Genomic DNA, 21,642 nt, shown 5'->3' with positions numbered 1-21,642 from the left:
TTTGGCGCTTGCTTTGAGAACACCTCGTATCGGACATCGTAGCGTAAGGCCTACCAAGAAAAAATCTCCCACCGTGTTGAGAGTTTTTTCGGCGAAACACCGATGGAAAACAAGCACCAAGTTGTAGAGTGTGGAAGAACTAGCACCTGGGCCGGTGTTGTCGGTGTCGACTGCGAAGAGTGACGCTTGTTCAACGGTTCGCTGTGCCCTCTCGTCTTCTGTTCTCGTTGGTTGATGCACAGAGGCATGCGGAGGAAAAGCACTTGGCCCACAGTACCTGGCTCAGTCAGGTCGTCATGTCTTTATCTCGGCCTGTCGGTCACCGACCGCCACCAACCAATCCTCTAGAGCATTCAGCTCGTTTTCGATGGCATCGGGCGTCGGTGCCTTCGGGTTGAGCGCATCGGAAGCCTTATGAAGCAGCTCGGAGCATTGTCTGTAGTGCTGGCGCATGGTGTTTGCATCCGTCTCGGTGATCGCCGAAAGCTTGGCGAAGCCCTTGGTATTCACTTTTCTAGCGAACGTCCGAAGCACCGGAGAAATCGCGTCTTCTACGGCGGTTTCCCGAGTTTGCCGCAAGCTGTCGATCAATCCCCTCGCATTGATGAGCCAATCGGTACTGTCGGGGTCGCGCTCATAGAGGATACGCGTATTGGCGAGATGCTTGCGCATCTACACAGTGGATCGGGCCGAGATCGTTTGGAGCGATGCGGACCAGCGGGCCTTTAAGGACGCTGCGCCCCACTGGGTGCAGCGGGTCCTTACACTTGCATGCGAGACCGGGTTGCGGCCAGCTGATCTTGTTCGTCTTACGCGAGGCAACCTTGAGAGCTTTGAAGGCTTAGAGCGTTTCCGGGTTAGGACACAGAAACGAGGGCGTGTGGCGCATATCCCGGTGACGCCAGAGCTTCGGCAGTTGATTGATGAAACCCCGGCGGATCAGCTTGTTTTGTTGGTCAATGACCGAGGTAAGCCGCTCCAGCCAACGTCAGCCAGCCGTGCCGTCACGCGCTACCGTGACCGTATTGCCGACAAGCTCAGCGATCCAACGCTCAGGCTCCAGGATACGCGCGGTACTGCGGCCACGCGCCTACTACGTGCGGGCCTTGGGCTTAACCAAATCGCAAATCACATGGGGTGGTCGCTTCGTTACGCCGCCGCTGTGATCGAGCATTACGCCGCAGTTTCACCTGCTGAGAGCGCGGAAGTCCTCGACTTACTGAAGCGCGAAAGGCAGCGCCGCGAGGGCAAAACTGTAAACGCTATTGTAAACGCCCCCAATGGGGCACAGAGAGGAGAGAGCTAAGTGCTTGAAATTAAATGGAGGCGAGTACCGGAATCGAACCGGTGTACACGGATTTGCAATCCGCTGCGTCACCACTCCGCCAACTCGCCGTCCATGGTGTGTGAGCGGCGATAGACCATTAAATCGCGCCGTGCAAGGCGGCTTGGCCACAATACGCTGATATTCTAATGCATTGGTCACCTGCTGCGTTGCCCACACGCGCTGACTGTGGCACATGTATGCGAAAGAACCTGAACGAATGAGTTTAGCTGAAATGCCCGACTTCTCGACCCGGCGCACCATGATGGTAGACACGCAAGTCCGTCCCTCTGATGTGACAAAATTTCCGATTATAGATGCAATGCTGACGGTCCAGCGCGAGGACTTTGTCCCAGTCGGACAGCGTGAGACTGCGTATATGGGCGAAAACCTCGATCTTGGGGAAGGGCGTGTTCTGCTTGAGCCACGCACACTGGCCAAGATACTGGATGCGCTGGATATTGCTCCGGACGAACTGGTGCTGGATGTTGGTTCGGCTCTTGGCTATTCGTCGGCCGTTATCGCGCATATGGCTCAAGCCGTTGTCGCGCTGGAAGACAACGAAACGATGGCGGCCGAGGCGCAGGAAGCGCTGATGTCTGCAGGTGTCGACAACGTCATTACATATGTCGAGGCGTTGAAGCTCGGCGCAGCAGAACACGGTCCCTACGATGTGATAGTTGTTGAAGGGGGGGTGACCCGGGTGCCCGATGAACTACTCTCCCAGTTGAAAGATGGTGGGCGCATCGCCGCCCTGTTCATGGACGGTCCGCTTGGCGAGGTTCGGATAGGATACAAAATGGACGGTGCGATGTCCTGGCGTAGGGTGTTTAACGCAGGCGCACCCGTTTTGCCGGGGTTCGAAAAGCAAGAGGCATTTACGCTTTAGTCCGAAGGCCATTGGGCAGATAAATTAACAAGAGGCAGGTTGAGATGATGGGCAAGTTGGCGCGGAAATTTCTGAGTACGACTGCGATGCAAGGGGCCCTCGTTCTGGGTCTTTGTTCAACACACGTAACTGCGGATACCCTTGCTGACGCAATGGTGGGTGCATACACGCACAGCGGTTTGCTCGATCAGAACAGGGCATTGTTGCGCGCAGCTGACGAAGATGTACCAATCGCATTGTCGGCACTCCGTCCCATAATCAACTGGACGGGCAGCATTACACAAGACTTTGGGGATGTTACGACGTCGAGCGGTATCGAGACCAGCGCGGAGTCCACGGACGTCATTCTGGCATTGAGCGCGTCATTGCAATTGTTTGATGGGGGCGCCGACCGGGCTCGGGTCGAGGCGACAAAAGAGACTGTGTTGGCCACCCGAGCAACCTTGTTGAATGTTGAACAGGGCGTACTCTTGCGAGCGGCAACCGCCTTTATCAATGTTGGACGACAGCAGAACTTCGTCGCTCTAAGCCAGAACAACCTCCGCCTCCTGCAAGAGGAACTGCGTGCCGCCAATGATCGTTTCGAAGTGGGTGAGGTGACGCGGACTGACGTGTCCTTGGCCGAAGCCGCCGTGGCGCAGGCACGCAGCAATCTGGCGGACGCACAGCGCAATCTCATCCAGGCGCAGGCGGAATACACCAACGTGGTCGGGCGGCGACCGGGGCAGCTATCACCACTGCCCGGACTGCCGAGAACCGAGACAAACGTTGCTTCCGCACAAGCTGTGGCCGTCCGCAACCACCCGGACATGGAGACCGCGCGTCGGCAAGTGTCGGCGAGTGAGCTGCTCGTCACAGCGGCCGTCAAAGATACACTTCCGGTCGTCACATTGAATGGATCCCTGGGTGTACAGGAAGACATCGGCAATCCAGATGACGGCCAAACCGGATCGATTGGGGTTGAAGTGACAGGCCCAATTTATCAGGGCGGCCGTCTTTCGGCGCTCGAACGTCAGGCAATGGCCTCGCGCGATGCATCCCGCGGGAACCTCCACAATGTACGCCACGGGGTTCAGCAGGATGTCGTAAATGCCATTTCGGATCTTGAAGCGGCACGTGCCAGCCTAGCCGCATCCGAACGCCAAATTCGCGCGGCACGTATTGCGTTCCAGGGTGTGCGCGAAGAGGCAACCTTGGGAGCCCGGACAACGCTTGACGTTCTGGATGCGGAACAGGACCTCTTGGATGCCGAAACCAACCGCATCGCAGCGCAAGCGGATCAATACATCGCCGCATACTCTGTTCTTGAGTCCATGGGCCTGCTGACAGCACAACGCCTGCAGCTGCCCGTGCAGCTCTATGACCCCGCAGCGTATTACAACCTGGTCAAAGACGGTCCTGCAAAGCGATCAAAACAGGGCAGACAACTGGACCGGGTGCTTCGGGCACTTCAAGTAGACGATTAAGGTTTTCAGCATAGTATTGTGCGACTCTCACCCCCGGGGTAAGCTGTAACCGAGGTTGAGAGTGGTACTTTGACATGTCTGATCCAATGACCAACACCGAGGTGGAGGACGTCTTGGCGTCCATTCGCCGTCTGGTGTCCGATGACAACCGCCAGGCGCCCGAGAGCGAGGCGAAGGCATCGTCTGATAGACTGGTCCTGACGCCTGCACTGCGGGTAACCGACGATGTCGACGAAGACCGTGATGTTGTGCATGAGGCGGATACGGCGACGGATAACGTCGCCGAAGAGATCACAGAGATTGAACAAGACGAAACGCCCGAGGACGAAGTGCCCGCTTCCGTCGAGGTCCAATACGTTTCCGAACAGGGCGGGGATGAGGGCGATCAAACCGATTTTGACGGCGTTGAAGAACCGCAAGAAAGTGACCCTGATATAGACGAGCATCCAATCGCACTTGATGAAGTCAATTTGGATCAGGACACGCTGATGTCCATTCAGGATGCATTTGACGATGTCGATCATGACGGCGCCGTTGCGGCGTCAGCGGAGACCGAGCCAACTTCGGACGAGAAGGCGACGACCCTTAGTGCAAAGATTGCAGCACTTGAGACACTTATCGCCGGACAGACTGACGAATTTGAACCGGAAATGGCCGGGGATGGAGAGAACGCTGGCACGGAACCACCCGCTCTTGCTTGGGAAGATGCGGATGACGAAGTGAACACTCCCGAACCGTCTCCGCATGTTGAACCACAAGCCGAAACCGCGAGTGTCGAGGGCGCGCAGATATTCTCGAGCGATGAAGATGTGCTTGATGAAGAGGCACTTCGTGATCTGGTCAGTGATATTGTGCGCGAAGAGCTGCAAGGGGCGTTGGGCGAACGCATCACACGCAACGTGCGCAAGCTGGTTCGGCGTGAAATTCACAGGGCGCTTGCCGCTCAAGACCTGGAATAGAATTGCGAGCGGTCAACCTGGCTTGCTGTTCTGACCGGTCGTGAACACGCCCGCACATTTACTTGTTGGCGCTGCCGTCTTTGGTGGCCGTACGGACCACCGAATCCTTGCCGCCGCCCTTGTCGGGGCAATCCTTCCGGATCTGTCGCTCTACGTCATGGCGGGTGTATCCCTGTTCATGCTGGGGATTCCGCCGGCAATTGTTTTCAACACTCTTTATTTCTCGAACGCTTGGCAAACTGTGTTTGCCATCGACAACTCGTTTGTTGTTTGGGGGATATTGTTTGGTTGTGCATGCTGGTATCGGTCGGCTTGGGTCATCGCCCTGACCGGTGCGGCGTTGTTGCACGTGCTCTTGGATTTCCCGCTGCACCACGACGACGGCCGACCGCACTTCTGGCCACTCAGTTGGTGGGTTTTTGAAAGTCCAATCAGCTACTGGGACCGTGGCCACGGTGCGGCCTGGGTTGCACCGATCGAAGCTGCGCTCGCCACATTTTCTGCGGTGATCCTTTGGCGCCGGGGACTGCCAGCATGGGGCATTGCCTGTGTCGTACTCCTGTTGCTTGCCGAGCTTTGGGTCGTACGCCAGTGGTTGTTTTTCTTCTCAAGCGGATAAGCAAAAAAGAAAACGCGCCCCGCGGGGCGCGCGCTCTTTGTAGCAGCAGTGGTTGTGATCAGGCTGCTTCCGCCTGCTGTGCCGCGTTGCGGCGTTCTGATTCCTCGCGGCTCAGGGCGACAGACGTACGGACACCTTTGCCGACAAATTCCATCAGTCCTTCCACAACCCGTTCATTCGGGTCAATACCCGCGCAACTCAGCACTTCGCGTCCGTCACGCGAACGTGCCCAGCGGGCGATCTGCTCTGGCCCGTTACCATATTTCTTGTCATCGGCGATTGCATCGTCGAGTGCAGCCAACACAACGGCTGCGAATAGTTTGCGTGCACGGTTGCCTTGCTCATTGTTAAAGGCAGTGCCGTCAACGAAATCTTTCATTCGTCGTCCTTCCTTTATTCTTGCTCTTGTCTTTCCGGCGTGGCGCCCGTTATGGACGAACTGCTCCGATTCGGATACCCCGTAAATGCATGGCTGCCCTGCAAGGAATGCATATCACCCTGCTGATGCAGCACAGTATGTCGTTGTCTTGCCGGGACCCAATACGCGAGATATAGGGAGCATCAAGTTTTCATCAACCTTTCGTCAAGGTTTTGCCACATGCCAAAAATCAACGGAAATGAGATCCGCCCGGGAAACGTGCTGGAGCACAACGATGGCCTATGGGCCGCGGTGAAGGTGGATCATGTTAAGCCCGGTAAGGGTGGGGCCTTTGCTCAGGTCGAACTGCGCAATCTGCGTAATGGATCCAAACTGAACGAACGTTTCCGCAGCGCCGACAAGGTTGAAAGGGTGCGGCTCGAGCAGAAAGATCAACAATTCCTGTACGAAAACGACGGGATGTTGGTGTTCATGGACGCCGACACCTACGAGCAGATTGAACTGCCGGCAGAGCTGCTGGGTGATCGCCGTCCTTTTCTGCAAGACGGCATGACCATTGTCGTTGAATTCTACGAGGAAGAAGCGCTGAACGCGACTGTACCGCAGAAAGTCACTTGCAAGATCGTCGAGACGGAGCCGGTTGTGAAAGGCCAGACTGCCGCGAACTCATTCAAGCCGGCGATCCTCGACAACGGGATCAAGGTGATGGTGCCGCCGTTTGTCGGCCAAGACGAAGACATCATCGTGAACACCGAGACTATGGAGTATGCGGAACGCGCCTAAGGCGTCTGCATCATTCTTCACAGAAGCTTCTACGGGGCGCGCGGCGCCCCGTTTTTGTTTGAGCCATGCATTTCTGGGCAACGGTATGTTCACATTCGGATGGTTTGCCGAACGCATCTTCTGTCATTTCTGATCTGCCGGTGACGTGGTTGCGCGGGTATCTGCCCCAGGGAATTCAAAGTGCTTGATCGTTTTTAAATACGTGTAATAGCTGCACGCAATTCACATGCCGGCCAAACGTCGTGAAAGTGAGCCGGGACATTCCAGAATGGTGTCACGCGATCAGCACATGACGGCAACAACAACGCAATCCGCTCTTGCATCGCGACCAAGCCTTTGGATTCACGGCGCCAGCCTAACCTGCGCGACATGGCGAGAGGTCGCTGCAGGACTATCGCTGGCCCAAACGCCAAACTTGCCTGCATTCGACGCCGAAGCACGTGTTGAGGCGTATGCGGACAGGCTGCAGCCTTTCGCACCTGACGGCGCCGTACTTGTCGGGCACTCGCTGGGCGGGATGGTCGCGCTGGAACTTGCCGCGCGCACACGGCCAGCGGCACTGGTATTAATCGAAGCGGTCCCCACGGTCGTTGACAGATTTGTGGGCCGCCTAGCTGGACGCATTCTTCCGGGTATTCTCCAACGCATCCCTCCGCACCGGCTGGCCCGTCTGACGGCGTTGGGAAAGCCAAGCATTGTCGCGCAGGAGTTGCGTGCGCAAATTCCGCATTGGAGCTCTGAGGCAATTGCCGATCAGATGCGCGCGGCAGCGTCCTATGACGGTCGGAATCTTCTCAACAAGATTGATGCTCCGACACTCTTGGTGCGTGGGCTGCGAAACCGCGCTACTCGTCGGGGCATGGAAGCGTTTGAAAAGGGCATTGTCGGTTCAGAGCTGCTGGAACTTGACGGCGGACACAACCTACCTTTGGAAGTGCCAGAAATCTTGCGCGCGCAGATCGACGCGTTTGTGAGCCGCAGGCTTGGGTAATGACAGATGGAGCATTCGCGAAGGTATGTGCTTCAGCTTTCGCTGCGCGTTACGGTAGCGTCTCCGGCCCGCATGGTGCCTACGGCACGATTAAAGCGCAGATAGGCGATTGCCCGATCCCCGGCTCGGGACAGCAACGTCCCGGCGGCCTTGCCATTTGCGACAATCTCAGCGCCTGGCGCGGCATCCCCGGTCACGTCCACCTGTGCCAGTCCCTTGCGCAAGGTCGTTTTGTGTTTCATTCGCGCAGTCACCTCTTGCCCGACATAGCAGCCCTTGCGGAAATCTACGCCGTTCAAGGCTTCAAATCCCACCTCAAGGATGAACGTGTTGGGGGTCAATTCCACATCGGTTTCTGGGATCAGATGTGCGACGCGCAAAGCCGTCCAATCAACGTCATCCTCAGTCTGCGGTTCATCGCGATAGGCGCGCCAGCCCAAATCCGGATGCCGTGGGTCCGCGAACCCATCTTCGGGCACATCCCCCAACCCCCGGTGCAGGTGCAGCGCCGTATCCTCCAGCGTGACATTGGCGCGCAGCTTGTACATGCTCAGCCGTTGACGAAGCATATCGGCATGATCGCCATGCGCATCCAGCAGCACGGCGTCACCGTCTGGGACCAGGAAGAAGTCGGAGATGTACTTACCCTGCGGCGTCAACAGCGCAGCATAGACCAACCCGTTGGCTAGCCCATCCACATCATTGGTTACCAACCCCTGCAGAAAGCTGTGTGCGTCAGGTCCTGACAGGCGAAAGATATGACGGCTCGACATGGGTGTTCCTTTTCGATCTTCCTCTTGTCATATAGCAGCGCGAACTCCATCCGAAAGGGGCCGAAGTGCCTGCGCCGATCTCTGTCATCGTTCCCACACTGAATGCCGAGGCTGCACTCGGTCCGACCTTTGCTGCCTTGATAGAGGGCGTGGATGGCGGTTTGATTGCCGAGTTGATTGTCAGCGATGGCGGATCGACAGATGACACGCTGAAGCTGGCGGATGCTTGGGGTGCAAACATCGTGAATGGCCCGCCGTCACGTGGTGGGCAGCTACGCCGTGGATGCGAGGCCGCGCGGGCCGAATGGTTCCTCGTCGTGCATGCAGATACTATGCTATTGGGGGGCTGGGCAGAGGCGGTATCCGCCCATCTGTGCCGACGAGATGCGGCGTATTTCAAGCTGCGATTTGATCAGGGTGGCGGCGCAGTTGCTGCGTGGGCTAATCTGCGTGCCCGGTTTTTTGGATTGCCATATGGAGATCAGGGCCTGTTGATCCGCCGCGATCTTTACGCGCATGTGGGGGGCTATGCAGACATTCCTCTGATGGAAGATGTTGCGCTGGCCCGTGCTTTGCGTGGACAGCTTGTCCGCCTTGAGGCGACAGCTGTAACCAGTGCCGAGAAATACCACCGTCAAGGTTGGGTCCGCCGTGGGGCGCGAAACCTTTGGACGTTGTTCCGATATCTAACGGGTACTGATCCAGAGGTGCTGGCGGCGGCCTATCGACGTTAGCCGAACAGTCGTGACCTCAGCCGCCTGAACAGTCCCTTTGATGCGTTGTTCTCGTCCTGATCGCCCAGCACGTCAGACAGCGGCGCGTCGATGATCGTTTTTCCATCCTTGAACTGCAAGCGGTAGAGATCTGCGTAAATGCCCCCGCGCTCCAGCAGTTCCTGATGTGTGCCTGTGTCCTTAACCTCACCGCGATCCATGACGACGATCTGATCTGCGCTGCGGATCGTCGAAAGGCGGTGCGCGATCACCAGTGTCGTGCGCCCCGCGGACAACCGGTCGAGCGCGTCTTGAACCACTTTTTCGGATTGCGCATCAAGCGCCGAAGTCGCTTCGTCCAGCAACAGGACGGGCGTGTCGCGCAGCAGGGCACGCGCAATCACCACCCGTTGCCGCTGCCCTCCAGACAGCGCCGATCCCCGTGGGCCGACATGTGTTTCCAAGCCATCGGGCAGCTTTTCAACGAAGTCGGTGACATGGGCAGCATCTAGCACTTCCTTCAAGCGCTCGTCACTGACGTCTGTGCGCCCAAGCAAGATGTTTTCCCGCAGTGTTTCGTCAAACAGAAGCGCTTCTTGTGTCACCACAGAATAAAGACCGCGCAACGCTTCAAGGTCCATTTCGATCGTCGGCGTGCCACCGATCAAGACGGTTCCAGCCCCCGGATCAATGAGCCGTGTCAGCACGTTGAAGACCGTTGATTTCCCGGCACCTGATGCGCCCACAAGCGCGGTTATCTTGCCCGGCTTGGCGGTTAAGGAAACACCACGCAGAACCGGTGCTTCGCCATAAGATAGCTCGACGTTCTCGAGGCGGATTTCCGGAATGCCAACTGGTGCGGGTTTGGCATTCGGTGGCGACGTCAACACCAGCGGCGTGTCCATCAATTCTTTTACCCGTTCGATAGACGCCGCAGCCGTTTGCCACAGGCCTGAAATCGCCCCAAGTCTGCGCATCGGGTCAAAGGCAAAACCCATTGCGGTAAAGAATGTCATAAACTGACCGATGGTCTTGTCGCCCGAGATGATCTCGGAGCCGCCATACAGGATCACAGCCATGAACCCGACGCCTGAGATGATGTCTATCATAGCCGGGATGGCGGCCCCGCCAAATGCGGTTCGCGTCTGGGTTCTGATAAACCGATTGGTAAGTCCACGATATTGGCGCGCCTGGTAGGATTCGAGCGCGTTCAACTTGACTTGAACAATCCCGTGAAAGACTTCATCCAAACGGGTCGAAAGGCCAGCACCCAGATCGCGCGACTTACGTGCCTGTTTGCGTACATAGCGTTGGGCCATTCCCGCCGGCAGCACCAGAACGGGGATACCGATCAGCGCCAGCATTGCCCAGATTGGATCAACACTGATCGCGACGCCCAAAAGTACCAAGAGGCCCAAAAAATCCCTGCCTGCACCGGTGATGATTGCCCGCCAGACATTGCCGACGGCGCCAACATCGCCTTGCACCCGTTGGATCAGGTGACCGGGTGGATGTGATTGGTGAAAGGCGCCGTCCTGCAACATGATCCGATCCAGAAGGTCCATGCGCAACGCGGCTGAGGTTTTAAGCGCCACGCGCGTCAGGATTAGCTTTTGAATGACGGAGGATGTGGCGCGCACCACAAAAATTGCGATAACAAAGACACCTACCCAGACCAGCATGCCCGAGTTTCCTGCCACAAAAACCTGATCGAACATAGGCTGCATGAGGTAGCTGAGCGCACCCAGCATGGAGCCCTCGATCAACATGAACAGAACGGCCACACTCATGAGGCCGGTGTGTTTCTTGAGATATCCACGCCAAATCCAGCGCAGAAGCTCGCGAGAGTCTTCGGTAGGGGTGAAGGAGGCTTTGGTCTCTGTCACGCGTGGTGTCTGTCGGCGTTACGCCGCACTCCGGTAAGGGACGTTGGGTGGAAGCTCTAGCGCGGCGGGCGCGGCGGGGCAAGCGCAGCAGACTGATTGACGCGGGGATGCTGGGCGCTACGGTGCGCCAGTCAATTACATGGCGGAGAGCATTCATGACATCAGCATCCAAAGGTCGTTCGGGACGCGAGTATCTGGCTATTCCCGGGCCCTCGGTGATGCCAGACGCGGTCTTGCAGGCAATGCACCGGGCAGCGCCCAATATTTACGCGGGCGAGATCGTGGACATCGCAGCCAGCCTGGTGCCCGATCTGAAGGCCGTCGCCCGCACCGAAGGCCATGTCGCAATGTACATCGGCAATGGTCATGCCGCGTGGGAGGCAGCTCTCGCCAACGTGGTTGTGCCCGGTGACACCGTACTGGTGCCTGCAACGGGCCGTTTTGCGCATGGATGGGCCGACATGGCCGAGGGCCTCGGCGTAAACACGCAAATCCTTGATTTCGGCAAGCGGGCGCCATGGGACATGGAACAGATTGCAGACGCATTGCGCGCGGATACATCGCACAAAATCAAGGCGATCCTGGCTGTGCATGTCGATACATCGACCTCGGTGCGCAACGACGTCGCCGCATTGCGCGCCTTGATGGATGAGGTTGGACATCCCGCGTTGTTGATGGCGGATTGCATTGCGTCACTGGGCTGCGACGCATTTCAGATGGATGCCTGGGGCGTCGATGTGATGGTGGCCGGATGCCAGAAGGGGCTGATGGTCCCGCCAGGCATGTCGTTCGTCTTCTTCAACGACAAGGCCGACGCAGTGCGCAATGCCATGCCGCGCGTCAGCTGCTACTGGGACTGGTCTCCGCGCGCCAACCCCGAAGAATTTTTCATGTACTGGAACGGCACTGCTCCTACGCATCACCTCTATGGTCTGCGTACCGCACTGGACATGATCCACGCCGAGGGGATGGAGGCGATCTGGGCGCGCCATGGTCAGCTTGCCCGCGCAATCTGGGTCGCGTGCGAGGCGTGGGGTGAGGGCGGGCCACTGGAGCTGAACGTGGCGGATCGTGTCAACCGAAGCTGCGCCGTAACCGCACTGCGTTTGGAAAGCCCGCACGCCACGGCGCTGCGCGATTGGACCGAACAAAATCTCGGGCTGACATTGGGGATCGGTCTGGGCATGGCCCCACCGGGCGACCCGGCATGGCACGGCTTCTTCCGCCTCGGCCATATGGGGCATGTGAACGGGCATATGATCATGGGCCTGCTCGGCGGGATCGAGGCCGGGCTGTCCGCACTCAGTGTGCCGCACGGTTCCGGCGCATTGGAGGCTGCGGCCAAAGTGATTGCCGAGGGTTGAACGCCAGCACGTATGGTAAGCCACATGGGCGAAAGGCCGGCGTAAATGGATGAACATTATAAGGACCAGGCGCTCGTCGCGCTGTATGATACGGTAAACGCTTCCCGGGACGATTTTGATTTTTACCACGCGCGGCTGCCCAACCCGCCGTGCCGCATCCTTGATATTGGATGTGGGACAGGAACGTTCGCCGTCGATCTTGCTGCCGCAGGCTATACCGTCACTGGGATCGACCCAGCCGCCGCAATGATCGCAGCCGCACGCGCCAAATCCGGGGCGGACAAGGTAAACTGGGTGATTGGCGAGGTATCCGATTTGGATCACGACACGTCCTTCGATGCTGCCGTCATGACCGGCCACGCCTTTCAATGTCTGCTGCACGACGATCAAATCGTGGACCTGTTTCAAAACGTTGCCCAGCGCCTGCCAGCACGCGCGTCATTCTGGTTTGAAACGCGCAACCCATCGGTCAAACCATGGACGCGCTGGACACCGGACCAAGCCGGGCCACCGATTGCACTTGCAGACGGGCGTCGCCTGCAGGTCACGCATGACGTCTACGCGGTTGACGGTGAGTACGTCACTTTTTCAGAAACATACACGGTCAACAGCGGCCAAGAGGTGGGGTCGACGCAAAGCTGTCTCCGCTTCCTCACGTTGCCGGCGATCAAATCGTTGGCCGAACGCGCGGGCCTGTTTGTTCACACGGTGCATGGGAACTGGGCCGGAGAGGCGTTTGACGAAAGCAGCCCCGAAATGATCGTCGAACTCAAAAGATCGGGGGCATAGTCACTGCGCTGTTCAGACCTGTTTGCCCCGCCGGATGGATGCGGCCTGCCGCCGCGCGGCCCAGACCCTGCCGCGCTCAATCAGGTGGTTCACGCCAAGCCCCAGGAGCATCGCGGCAATCAGACCCCAGATGGCCCAGATCGCAACCAGGATCCATGTGATGTTCACCCCGAACATCACGATGCAGGCGTTTGTGTAGTTGGGCGCGGTTCCGATGTTGTGATCGTCCATTGCAGCCTCCGGGTCCTCACCCTCGACTATAATGCGGCAATCGACCCTGTCAGCCCTTTCTCGCGTCATTGAGAGCGGTTGGGAGCGCGGCCGCAAAGGCATCGAGATTTTCAGCTGTGCCACAGCTGACCCGGATGCAACGGTTTTGCGGCGCGGCAAAGGGCATGCGCACAAAGATGCCTTGCGCAATCAAACCATCCAGCACGGCCTTGGCAAAAACACCGTCGGCGCCGCAATCGATGGTAACAAAGTTGGTGGCCGAGGGCAGGGTCCTCAGCCCGTCATCGCTTGCAATCCGGGCAATCCGGTCCCGCGCTGCGCCAATTTGCTCCTGCACGTGAGCCAGATAGGATTGATCCTGTAGGGCTGCCAAGGCGCCAGCTTGGGCGGCGCGGTTCATGCCGAAATGGTTGCGCACCTTATTGAACGCATCAATCAAGGGGGCCGCCCCAATGGCGTAACCAACACGCGCCCCGGCAAGGCCATAGACTTTTGAGAAAGTGCGCATGCGGATCACACGCGGGTCGGCGGGATCAATCTCCGGTGCCGTGCCATGCGGCGCGCATTCAATATAAGCCTCGTCCAACACCAGCACGCAACCGCCTGGCACCGTATCCAGCGCGCGTTCCAGAACCGCGCCATCATGCCATGTGCCCATCGGGTTGTCCGGGTTGGCAAGGTAGACAAGCTTCGCACCGGTCTCAGCCGCCTTTGCAAACAGGGCTTCGGGATCCTCGTGATCGTCTTTATAGGGGACGGTGTGCAGCGTGCCGCCATAGCCTGCGACGTGGTAGTTGAAGGTTGGGTACGCCCCCAGCGATGTCACCACGTGATCACCCGGCCCAACGAACAGCCGCACGAGGTAACCCAGCAAACCGTCGATCCCTTCACCGACCATGATATGTTGCGCGTTGATGCCATGATGCGCGGCAAGCGCCTGCCGCAGATCGTGGTTTTCCGGATCACCATATTTCCAGATGTCCACCGCGGCCATGGCCTCGGCCACTTTGGGCGAAGGGCCAAACACGCTTTCATTGGCCCCCAATCGCGCCGCGAAGGTTGCGCCACGCGCGCGCTCCTGCGCTTCGGGGCCAACAAAGGGCACGGTAGAGGGCAGGCTGGCGGCGAGCGGTGTCAGGCGAAGATCGGTCATGGTCCGAGGGGTAGCGCGGCACGCCATGACGGGCAATGCCCTTACGTTCTGCTGGTGCCTCACGCCGGTTTGCGGTTCTCTGAGTACAAAGGAGATTGCTCATGTCTGATCGCGTATCTGTCACCTACGAAAACCACATCGCCCATGTCCGCCTGACCCGCGCCGACAAGATGAACGCGGTCGACCAGGCCATGATCGATGGGATTATCGCCGCCGGGAACGAGGTCGCGGCCAGCACGGCCCGTGTCTGCGTGATCTCGGGTGAGGGCAAAGGGTTCTGCGCGGGCATCGACATCGGCGGCCTCGGCGCCATGATTGGCAAGGACCCGGTCGAGTTGATGATGCCGCGCACCCATGGGAATGGCACTACGAACCAGTGGCAAGAGGTGTCGATGATCTGGACCCGGCTGCCCATGCCCGTCATCGCTGCCGTGCACGGCGTGTGTTTCGGCGCCGGTATGCAATTGGCGCTGGGCGCGGATATCCGAATTGCCGCACCAGATGCGCGCTTTGCGGTGATGGAGATGAAATGGGGCATCGTGCCTGATATGGGCGGCATGGTTCTGATGCCACGGCTGTTGCGGTCTGACGTGATGCGCAGACTGACCTACACGGCTGAACCGGTTGCCGCCGAAAAGGCCGAGGCTTTGGGCCTTGTCACCGAATTGGCAGATCATCCGCTGGCGGCGGCTATGGAATTGGCTGAGGCATTGACGCTGAAATCACCAGCTGCCCTGCGCGCCGCCAAGGCCCTGATAGGATATGCCGAGACGCACGAGCCTGATGACATCCTTTTGGAAGAGAGCCGGGCGCAAGCAGGTCTGATGGGCACGCCCGAACAAATGGAGGTTGTTGCAGCCCAAATGCAAAAGCGGGCACCCGTGTTCAAAGACTGAGGTGTGATGCCGCGATTGCAAACGGATTGACTTCGGGATGTTGGCGGTAAGTTCCAAACGATGTGCTGTTTGGACGCTACTCCGGCCATACAGCGATGGGTCAACATCACTGAATGCCGCACTGGCATGACGTATTTTACATGCGTGCCGCGTCTACGGCCGGGCCATCCACGAAACTAGTTTTCGGCTTTGATCGGTATTTGAAAGTGCCGCGCAATCTTGGCGGCAGTCTCCGCAGGCGCTGTCTTCTCTGTGGACAGGCTCAGGCAGTTGTCTCGCGCTATTGCCGTAAAGCTGTTGTTGTCGAGGTAGGTCCTGAGGGTTTCGGGACTGGCGATCTTTCCCCTTTGCGCACGCTCAGGTGCAGATACGCGAGACATCAAAGTATCTTCGGAACAAAAGAGATGAACGGGTACGAGCACGCCTCCATATTCCTGAATCGCGCGTTCATAATCGCTCACAAGGGGGGCGTCCTCGGGATGGCTGTATGCGGCAGTTGTAATGAGCCGCGGCACTTCAGCTTTCGCAGCGCCACGCAACGTTGTGACACGAAGATCATGCACGAGGTCCCAAAAACCCGGCGCAGCGAAACCGAATACCATTTTCGCGATATCGATGGCCGCATGATTGTCAACGAGCGGTGAGCCGGTCAGCAATGCCAGCGCTCGCGCAACCGTCAGCTTACCAGTGGCGGGCGCGCCATGAATAAGAAACAGTCTCATGTCTGCGCAGGATAGGGGCGGAGCGGAGGCGCATCAATGCCGTCGCGGCCCAAATGCAAAAGCTGGCGCATGTGTTCAAAGACCGAGGTGGTAAGCACCTCGGTGCGCCGGCTTGGTGCGTCGTTGGATGCTGAATTCCAACGCGCGCTTTCAGCCGCTTTATCGGTGTTTCTCTTGTGCCGCCTCAGGCATCACAAAGCGATCCAGCGGGATTTCGGCAAGGCCTGTAATCTCGACCATCAGCCTTGGATCATAAAGCGATGACACTTCCAGTGTGGTGGTGACCGGAAAAGGTGCTTCAAAGAACATCGCCCGAACCTCGCCGCACGCCATGAACGCCTGAATGTCCGTCGTGAACTGCTGAAGTGACACGATGTCGTTCATCTTTCCGCCCATCGAGTCAAGGATGGCGGCAATGTTGCGCAGGACTTGCGCCACCTGGGCCGCCATATCCCCGTCACCCACAATCTGACCGTCAGGGTCGAGCGCAACCTGTCCCTTGAGGAAGATCGTCTTTCCGTCACCCGAGATGACGGATTGAGAAAACGCACCAAACGGGCTCCAGACATGTGGTGGGTTGAAACTTTTTGCCATGTTGCATGTCCTGTTTGCTCAATCCGGAGTGGGTCGGGTCTTTTTGTCCGCAAGGCCATGTGGCCTTATGGACAAGTTTCAAGCAATGGGCAGGTGCGGAACGGCTTGCCTGAGACACGGCCGAACACTCTGACGACGGCCTCGCTGCTCTGTTTCTTCTGCGTGTCCCCATGTCGCGTGATTCCGGGATGGCTGCCCTTGATTGCTTTTGAAATCTTATGGCGTTCAACCCGATCCTTCCCGACGCATTGCCTCTTCACTCCGATGTGGGTCTTTTCATTTATTGCGCAAGTGCGCAATATTGTTGCGCTGGTGCCACAGAGTTTCCCAAGCGTCATTTCCGCTGTTGAGCGAATCCTCGGCCCCGCCGATACAGCGCCTCCCGACAGTTCAGGTCGGACCCTAGCGGCAAGAGGTGATCACTCTTCCGGTGCGGGCGGCGCTGCCGACCTCGTATGCCAGGGCCGGGTTGACCAAGGGACGTGGTTTAGGTCCACGCACGATGTGTAGCTCAATCGGTAGAGCAGTAGATTTGTAATCTATTGGTAGCGGGTTCGAGTCCCGCCACAACGACCATGGGTAAAGTGGAAACACTTTGGGTTCGAGTCCCATCGGGGCCTGTGAGGGCTTCACCATTTTCGGATCCGGGGTTGCCCCAGCAGGGGCGGACCTCGCGGCTTGGTCGCTTGCGTGGTCATGCCAAAGGGTCCGCACCTGCTCTGACCGGTGGTCGGGCGCGGGGTTGATGACGTTCGACGTGCCGATCCGGGCCGGGTGGATTTCGATATACCCCATGCCCCGATCCGCGCTGCGGCGTCCGCTCGCTCCGGCTCCACCTTCGGTTTTGGCGCGGGGCGGCTCCGGGTCTTTCCTGCCCTTTGTTGGGCTTCACACCTGTCAGCCGCTCTGGCTGCAACCCCCTGACACCAAAAAGGAGTTCGCGCTTTGCGACGACGATGATCCGAAAGATATGAAGGAGACACGACATGACAGTTATAGATTTTGTGATGGGCCGGCGGATGCTGACCCTGACAGAAACCGAGCGGGCGCTGGTGACGCGCAAGGGCCGGTTTGACACCATTCTGGGCCCTGGACGGCACGGTATTGCACGGCGCAACACCGACGTACTGCGGTTCGACATGTCGGATCCTCATTTCAAGTCGGACTACATCGACGCGCTTGTGAAAACGCGGCCCGATCTGGTTGAGGCGCATCTGACTGCGGTGCGGACTGGCGCGGACGAGGTGGCTATCCTGAACCGGGATGGTCGGGCGTTCGAGGTGGTGACACCCGAGCACCGGACCTTTGTCTGGACCGATGCGGGGCCCTGGACGGTCGATAGGATTGATCTGTCGGATGGGCACGAAGTGCCTTTGGCTCTGGCACAGCGGCTGATGCGGTCAGGTCTGACCCGGGCGCTGACCTCGACCGAGGTCTCGGCCGGTCACGTGGGCATCCTGTCGGTCGACGGGGTGGTGACGCGGCAGGTGTCGGCGGGCACGCACTGGTTCTGGATGCTGGGCCGGAAGCATGTGGTCAAGTTGGTGGACACGCGGTGGCAGGCCCATGAGGTCGGCGGGCAGGAGATTCTGACCCGGGACCGGGTGTCGCTGCGGGTGAACCTGTCGGCTGATTACCGGGTGAGTGATCCCATGCGGGCGGTGGCCGAGGCCAAGGACTTTGTCGGAGCGCTGCACCTGTCGCTGCAGTTGGCGTTCCGGAAAACTCTTGGGGCGCTGACGCTCGACGAGGTGCTGGCTGACAAAGTGTCGGTGAGCGCTGAGGCTGCGGCGCAGGTCCGGTCGGAGATGGCTGGTCTTGGCATCGAAGTGGGGGAGATCGCGTTGAAGGACGTGATCTTGCCCGGCGAGATGCGGGACATCCTGAACCAGGTGGTCGCGGCCCAGAAAGAGGCCGAGGCCAACGTGATCCGGCGGCGGGAGGAAACGAACGCCACAAGGTCGCTGCTCAACACTGCCAAGGTGATGGCGGAGCATCCCGTCATGCTGCGGCTGAAAGAGCTGGAAGCGCTGGAGACGATTGCCGGCAAGGTCGAACGGCTGACCGTGCACAACGGGGCCGAGGGGCTGATGCGGGACATCGTCCGGCTGACGGACTGAAGCAAAGGGCCGATCCGGGGTATTCCCGGGTCGGCCCGTTTTCTTGTGGACGCGGCAAGCCGCAACGCGAGTTATTCTTGTGAATGAGGGGCATGGCCATTGTCTCTCTAACCAATGGCGGAACGGAAAGGGCTTTTGACGACCTGCGGACCGGGATAGGTGTGTGTAATGAGTGATCACACGAACGGGCCCGCTCCCGGCTTTCTGATTATTTGGTGGCGCAATGGCGCATTTCTCCCGTTTGCGGTTGGGGTGTTTGCGATCATTGTGGGGTTGTCCAGCTTCAATTCATTGCGTGCAGGGCTGGAGTTTGATTCCCGTGGCGTTGTTGTGGTTGGTGACGTCGTGGATCGGCGCACCGCGAAAAGGCAGACGAACGACCGCACCAAAACCGACTACTATGTCAGCATCCGCTATGAGACTGCGGATGGCCCGGTCGAGATTGAACGCCGGGTGTCGCGTGCTTTCTTTAACGTTTCACGTGTCGGGGCACAGCATGATGTACGCTACTTGCCATCGCGGCCCCGTCGCGTTGAGTTCACGATCAGTGAAACCTGGGACGATGGGCAAACCGCGCGTTGGATATCGCTGATTGCTGGTGTGCTGGCGTTGGGGAGCTTTTGGTGGACAGCGCGCCCGGCGGTCGAGGCCATGCGTGCCCGACGCTATGGTCGGTCAGAGCGTGGGATTGTCACCCATATCGACAGCAATCAGCATAAGAACGGACGTAGCTATCAATTGGTATGGCGCACTGAAAGCGGTGGCGAAGGGCGCAGCATGTCATCCTCTTCCAAGGCGCATTGCCTCATGTATCCGCCGGGATCGCAGATTGAGCTGTTTCGGGACAGCAAAGGCCGTACATGGTGGGTCGGCGATGTCGGCCCTCGGGCAACCGCACCAACGGTGCCGGATGCAGGCAAGTCCACGTCGTAACTGGTGCTGGACACTGCGCGTGCACGCGATAGGTTCGCCGGTGACAATGCCCTCAGGCAGACAGGAGTTCTCCCATGGAAAAGTTTGGTAAATCCCAGCCCGTGAAACGCCGCGAGGATGTGCGGTTTCTGACTGGCGAAGGCCGGTATGTGGATGACATTGCGCCTGCCAACGCGTTGCAATCTTTTGTTTTTCGCTCGCCTGTCGCCCACGGAGTCATCACCGAACTTGATGTGACCGATGCCCGTGAAGCTGACGGCGTGTGCGCCGTCTATACCCTTTCGGACCTCGAGGCGGCGGGCATGAACGTGGCGATGCCCGCGGCGATCGTGAAAAACAGCGATGGATCCGATGGGGCGAGCCCGGAGCGGCCGGTGCTGGCGCGGGACCGTTTGCGCTTTGTGGGCGAGCCGGTGGCTGTTGTAGTGGCCGAGACGCTGGCGCAGGCGCGGGATGCGGCCGAGTTGATCATGCTCGACTACGATGACCTGCCTGCCAAGATGGATATGGCGGCGGGTGGCGAGCCTGTACACGAGGGCGTGGCTGACAACGTGGCCTACGACTGGGCGCTGGGTGACAAGGACGCGACCGATGCGGCCTTTGCTAAGGCGGCACGTGTGATGTCGTTGGATGTCAGTGACAACCGTATCATCGTTAGTTCGATGGAACCGCGCGGCTGTTACGCGGAGTCCGAGGGCGACAGGCTGCATGTGGCCATCAATGGGCAGGGCGTGTGGGGCCCGAAGGGGGCCTTGTCCAAAGCGCTGGGCATGAACGAGGACGACATTCGAGTGACAAACCCGGACACCGGCGGCGGGTTCGGCATGAAGGCGTTCATGTACCCCGAGTATTTCGTGGTTGCCTACGCCGCGCGCGACCTGAAGCACCCTGTACGCTGGATATCCGAAAGGACCGAGGCGATGCTGTCCGACAATGCAGGGCGCGACCTGACCTCGTTGACCGAGCTGGCCTTTGACGAAAACCACCGCATCATCGGCTACCGCGTGTTCACCGAAGCGAATATGGGTGCCTACAACTCGCAATATGCGCAGTTCATTCAGACACAGTTGTTTTCCCGAGTGTTGACCGGTGTCTATGACATGCCAGCGGCGCATCTGCGGTCCGTTGGCTATTACACCAACACCACGCAGGTGGATGCTTATCGTGGGGCCGGGCGGCCCGAGGCGATCTATATTCTGGAACGGGCGATGGACCGGGCGGCCCGTGAACTGGGCGTGGATCCGCTTCAGCTGCGCCGCATCAACTTCATCAGGCCGGATCAGTTTCCTTACAAAACGCTTGTGGACGAGACCTATGATGTGGGTGATTTCGATAAGGTGCTGACCCGTGCAGAGGCGGAGGCGGATATCCCCGGTTTCGCCGCGCGCAAAGCTGCCGATGCGGCAGAGGGGCGCCTGCGCGGTCTGGGCCTGTGTTACTATATCGAAAGTATTCTCGGTGATCCTGCCGAGAGTGCAAAGGTCGAGTTTGCGGATGAGGGCCGTGTGAACATCTATGTCGGGACCCAATCGAACGGGCAGGGGCACGAAACTGTCTATGCCCAGTTCCTGTCTGATCAGACGGGGATTCCGGTCGATGTAATCGACGTAGTGCAGGGTGACAGCGACCGCATCAAGCAGGGTGGTGGAACCGGCGGGTCCCGCTCCGTGACAGTACAGAACACCGCAACGCTGGCGACGGTATCGGCGATGACCGAAGCGTTCGTAGCCTTTTTGAGCGAGGAAGAAGGAGTACCAGCATCCGAAATTTCCTTTGATGATGAGCAATTCCGGATCGAGGGTTCGAACATGACGCCCACGATGTTGGAGGTCGCCGACATGGCCCGCGAGAAGGGTCGCGAGGACCTGTTGGTGCACGAACAGCGCACGACGCTCGAGGCGCGCAGCTTCCCCAATGGCTGTCATGTTACAGAAGTTGTTGTCGATTCCGACACGGGCGTTGTGACCGTCGATCGCTATGCGGTTGTTGACGATTTTGGTAACCTTATCAACCCGATGCTGGCCGAAGGGCAGGTGCATGGCGGCGTTGTCCAGGGCA

22 protein-coding genes and 2 tRNA genes are annotated in these 21,642 nt (G+C 58.9%); 15 read left to right on the top strand and 9 right to left on the bottom strand.

Annotated features, from left to right (window positions below):
* Nucleotides 1-294 precede the first annotated feature (294 nt).
* Nucleotides 295-672 (bottom strand): hypothetical protein, encoded by a 378-nt coding sequence (locus AC6RA8_RS03100; protein WP_500350662.1) that lies wholly within the window; start codon nucleotides 670-672, stop codon nucleotides 295-297.
* Between AC6RA8_RS03100 and AC6RA8_RS03095 the strand changes: the two genes are divergently transcribed.
* A complete protein-coding gene (locus AC6RA8_RS03095) occupies nucleotides 665-1,306 on the top strand; it encodes a tyrosine-type recombinase/integrase (RefSeq protein WP_500350661.1) in 642 nt (213 codons plus the stop codon). The two genes, AC6RA8_RS03100 and AC6RA8_RS03095, sit on opposite strands and share 8 nt — an antisense overlap.
* A gap of 15 nt (nucleotides 1,307-1,321) precedes the next feature.
* On the opposite strand, the gene AC6RA8_RS03090 is transcribed toward AC6RA8_RS03095, so the two are convergent.
* A tRNA-Cys gene (locus AC6RA8_RS03090) sits at nucleotides 1,322-1,395 on the bottom strand.
* A 164-nt stretch (nucleotides 1,396-1,559) separates the two neighbouring features.
* On the opposite strand from AC6RA8_RS03090, the gene AC6RA8_RS03085 reads away from it, so the two are divergent.
* From AC6RA8_RS03085 to AC6RA8_RS03070, 4 genes are all read left to right on the top strand, one after another.
* On the top strand, nucleotides 1,560-2,213 hold the full coding sequence (locus AC6RA8_RS03085) for a protein-L-isoaspartate O-methyltransferase family protein (RefSeq protein WP_500350713.1): 654 nt from the start codon (nucleotides 1,560-1,562) through the stop codon (nucleotides 2,211-2,213).
* A 44-nt stretch (nucleotides 2,214-2,257) separates the two neighbouring features.
* A complete protein-coding gene (locus tag AC6RA8_RS03080; RefSeq protein ID WP_500350660.1) occupies nucleotides 2,258-3,679 on the top strand; it encodes a TolC family outer membrane protein in 1,422 nt (473 codons plus the stop codon).
* A gap of 86 nt (nucleotides 3,680-3,765) precedes the next feature.
* A complete protein-coding gene (locus tag AC6RA8_RS03075; RefSeq protein WP_500350659.1) occupies nucleotides 3,766-4,638 on the top strand; it encodes a hypothetical protein in 873 nt (290 codons plus the stop codon).
* A gap of 40 nt (nucleotides 4,639-4,678) precedes the next feature.
* Nucleotides 4,679-5,257 carry a cobalamin biosynthesis protein CobQ gene (locus tag AC6RA8_RS03070; protein ID WP_500350658.1) on the top strand — a complete coding sequence of 193 codons (579 nt, stop codon included), beginning with the start codon at nucleotides 4,679-4,681 and terminating at the stop codon, nucleotides 5,255-5,257.
* A 58-nt stretch (nucleotides 5,258-5,315) separates the two neighbouring features.
* Here AC6RA8_RS03070 and AC6RA8_RS03065 read toward each other — a convergent pair whose 3' ends face one another.
* Nucleotides 5,316-5,636, bottom strand: coding sequence for a DUF6280 family protein (locus tag AC6RA8_RS03065; RefSeq protein WP_039684470.1), 321 nt, complete (start codon nucleotides 5,634-5,636; stop codon nucleotides 5,316-5,318).
* Between the two features lie 219 nt (nucleotides 5,637-5,855).
* Here AC6RA8_RS03065 and efp point away from each other — a divergent pair, with 219 nt between their 5' ends.
* Nucleotides 5,856-6,419: an elongation factor P gene (gene efp, locus AC6RA8_RS03060; RefSeq protein ID WP_500350657.1), complete on the top strand. Its 564-nt coding sequence runs from the start codon at nucleotides 5,856-5,858 to the stop codon at nucleotides 6,417-6,419.
* A 289-nt stretch (nucleotides 6,420-6,708) separates the two neighbouring features.
* Nucleotides 6,709-7,410, top strand: a complete 702-nt coding sequence (locus AC6RA8_RS03055; protein WP_500350656.1) for an alpha/beta fold hydrolase — start codon at nucleotides 6,709-6,711, stop codon at nucleotides 7,408-7,410.
* A gap of 32 nt (nucleotides 7,411-7,442) precedes the next feature.
* Here AC6RA8_RS03055 and ygfZ read toward each other — a convergent pair whose 3' ends face one another.
* Nucleotides 7,443-8,183 (bottom strand): CAF17-like 4Fe-4S cluster assembly/insertion protein YgfZ, encoded by a 741-nt coding sequence (ygfZ, locus tag AC6RA8_RS03050; RefSeq protein WP_500350655.1) that lies wholly within the window; start codon nucleotides 8,181-8,183, stop codon nucleotides 7,443-7,445.
* A 65-nt stretch (nucleotides 8,184-8,248) separates the two neighbouring features.
* Here ygfZ and AC6RA8_RS03045 point away from each other — a divergent pair, with 65 nt between their 5' ends.
* Complete coding sequence (locus AC6RA8_RS03045; RefSeq protein WP_500350654.1) at nucleotides 8,249-8,917, top strand: glycosyltransferase; 669 nt, start codon at nucleotides 8,249-8,251, stop codon at nucleotides 8,915-8,917.
* Here the strand turns inward: AC6RA8_RS03045 and AC6RA8_RS03040 are convergent.
* Nucleotides 8,914-10,782: an ABC transporter ATP-binding protein gene (locus AC6RA8_RS03040; protein WP_500350653.1), complete on the bottom strand. Its 1,869-nt coding sequence runs from the start codon at nucleotides 10,780-10,782 to the stop codon at nucleotides 8,914-8,916. The genes AC6RA8_RS03045 and AC6RA8_RS03040 overlap by 4 nt on opposite strands.
* 155 nt (nucleotides 10,783-10,937) lie before the next feature.
* Between AC6RA8_RS03040 and AC6RA8_RS03035 the strand changes: the two genes are divergently transcribed.
* On the top strand, nucleotides 10,938-12,146 hold the full coding sequence (locus tag AC6RA8_RS03035) for a pyridoxal-phosphate-dependent aminotransferase family protein (protein WP_500350652.1): 1,209 nt from the start codon (nucleotides 10,938-10,940) through the stop codon (nucleotides 12,144-12,146).
* A 45-nt stretch (nucleotides 12,147-12,191) separates the two neighbouring features.
* Complete coding sequence (locus tag AC6RA8_RS03030; protein WP_500350651.1) at nucleotides 12,192-12,935, top strand: class I SAM-dependent methyltransferase; 744 nt, start codon at nucleotides 12,192-12,194, stop codon at nucleotides 12,933-12,935.
* A 12-nt stretch (nucleotides 12,936-12,947) separates the two neighbouring features.
* Here the strand turns inward: AC6RA8_RS03030 and AC6RA8_RS03025 are convergent, their stop codons facing one another.
* Together AC6RA8_RS03025 and AC6RA8_RS03020 are read right to left on the bottom strand one after the other, a co-directional pair.
* Nucleotides 12,948-13,166, bottom strand: a complete 219-nt coding sequence (locus AC6RA8_RS03025; RefSeq protein ID WP_189369677.1) for a hypothetical protein — start codon at nucleotides 13,164-13,166, stop codon at nucleotides 12,948-12,950.
* A gap of 49 nt (nucleotides 13,167-13,215) precedes the next feature.
* The gene (locus AC6RA8_RS03020) at nucleotides 13,216-14,319 is read right to left on the bottom strand and encodes a pyridoxal phosphate-dependent aminotransferase (protein WP_500350650.1); all 1,104 of its coding nucleotides are present in this window, start codon (nucleotides 14,317-14,319) and stop codon (nucleotides 13,216-13,218) included.
* Between the two features lie 101 nt (nucleotides 14,320-14,420).
* On the opposite strand from AC6RA8_RS03020, the gene AC6RA8_RS03015 reads away from it, so the two are divergent.
* Complete coding sequence (locus AC6RA8_RS03015) at nucleotides 14,421-15,215, top strand: crotonase/enoyl-CoA hydratase family protein (protein WP_500350649.1); 795 nt, start codon at nucleotides 14,421-14,423, stop codon at nucleotides 15,213-15,215.
* A 176-nt stretch (nucleotides 15,216-15,391) separates the two neighbouring features.
* On the opposite strand, the gene AC6RA8_RS03010 is transcribed toward AC6RA8_RS03015, so the two are convergent.
* Together AC6RA8_RS03010 and AC6RA8_RS03005 are read right to left on the bottom strand one after the other, a co-directional pair.
* Nucleotides 15,392-15,937: a P-loop nucleotide/nucleoside kinase family protein gene (locus AC6RA8_RS03010; protein WP_500350648.1), complete on the bottom strand. Its 546-nt coding sequence runs from the start codon at nucleotides 15,935-15,937 to the stop codon at nucleotides 15,392-15,394.
* A 159-nt stretch (nucleotides 15,938-16,096) separates the two neighbouring features.
* A complete protein-coding gene (locus AC6RA8_RS03005) occupies nucleotides 16,097-16,531 on the bottom strand; it encodes a RidA family protein (RefSeq protein WP_500350647.1) in 435 nt (144 codons plus the stop codon).
* Between the two features lie 500 nt (nucleotides 16,532-17,031).
* On the opposite strand from AC6RA8_RS03005, the gene AC6RA8_RS03000 reads away from it, so the two are divergent.
* The 4 genes from AC6RA8_RS03000 to AC6RA8_RS02985 form a co-directional block, all read left to right on the top strand.
* A tRNA-Thr gene (locus tag AC6RA8_RS03000) sits at nucleotides 17,032-17,107 on the top strand.
* Nucleotides 17,108-17,517: 410 nt separating this feature from the next.
* Nucleotides 17,518-18,651, top strand: a complete 1,134-nt coding sequence (locus AC6RA8_RS02995) for a slipin family protein (protein WP_500350646.1) — start codon at nucleotides 17,518-17,520, stop codon at nucleotides 18,649-18,651.
* Between the two features lie 168 nt (nucleotides 18,652-18,819).
* Nucleotides 18,820-19,584, top strand: coding sequence for a DUF3592 domain-containing protein (locus tag AC6RA8_RS02990; RefSeq protein WP_500350645.1), 765 nt, complete (start codon nucleotides 18,820-18,822; stop codon nucleotides 19,582-19,584).
* A gap of 74 nt (nucleotides 19,585-19,658) precedes the next feature.
* Nucleotides 19,659-21,642, top strand: a 1,984-nt coding sequence (locus AC6RA8_RS02985) for a xanthine dehydrogenase family protein molybdopterin-binding subunit (protein ID WP_500350644.1), incomplete at its 3' end; no start/stop codon positions are given.

The organism is Tateyamaria sp., assembly GCF_059783535.1.
This window is presented reverse-complemented; position numbering and strand designations above follow the sequence as displayed.